The following is an 878-nucleotide window of genomic DNA, read 5'->3' on the forward strand; positions in this document are numbered from 1 at the left end:
CTAATAATAGATACTGCACTCGTCAGTTCAGTAGCAAGCTCATTGATCGATGATTGGCTTTTGGCCATCTGCTGAAAGCCTTGTTCGCTCAATTCAACCGAATGACTGGCGCTTTTTGCTGTATTGTCTGCGTTAGAAGCGATCTCAGCCGTCGCAGTCGCCATTTCAGTTACCGCAGTAGCTACCATCGTAATTTCATCTTGCTGTCGGCTGACGCTATCACTGCGCTTAAGGGCACTCTCATTGGCATGCTCAGCACCATTGTTCATTGCTGTGGATACTTGAGTAACGTTGGTCATCATTCCATGCAGTCGATCGACAAACACATTGAACTTATCGGCCAACTGACCAACTTCATCTTTGCTGGATACTTGAAGGCGTTGCGTTAAATCACCTTCACCCTCTGCGATATCAGCGAGAGCTTCGCTCACTCGTCCTAGCTCCACCAGCTGGCGAGCAACAAACCAAGACGTCGCTGCAGCCATCACAATCAAAACAATCAAGCCTGTAGTGATCTGACTGACCAACATGTCGAACAGAGGTTGTTCCAAGACATCTTTATCCATCTCAATCACAAGTAACCAATCTGTACCACTGATTGGCTCCGCCATGATCACTCGTTCGTGACCATCAACTTGGGTAAAGATCGTCGTTAGATTCTGCGCTGCACTGTTTAAACCAGCAACACTCAACTCCGGAGCGATGTCATTCACCTGTTTAAGAATAAAGTCTTCGTTTTGGTGAGCGACCACCGTACCTTGTTTGTCGATAAGGATCGCTCGACCATTTCCTGGAACCTGGATAGCTAATACGTCTTTAATCAGCTTGTCCAAGGCGAGGTTTGAAGCAACAACACCAATAATGGATCCGTTCTCGGT

1 protein-coding gene is annotated in these 878 nt (G+C 47.0%); it reads right to left on the minus strand.

Going from position 1 to position 878, the window contains the following annotated elements; all coding sequences use genetic code 11:
* Window positions 1–878: methyl-accepting chemotaxis protein (locus BCT81_RS28815; RefSeq protein WP_133152776.1), on the minus strand; the 878-nt coding region annotated here is incomplete at both ends.

This window comes from Vibrio sp. 10N.261.52.A1 (genome assembly GCF_002876325.1).
GTDB classification, from domain to species: Bacteria; Pseudomonadota; Gammaproteobacteria; order Enterobacterales; family Vibrionaceae; genus Vibrio; species Vibrio chagasii.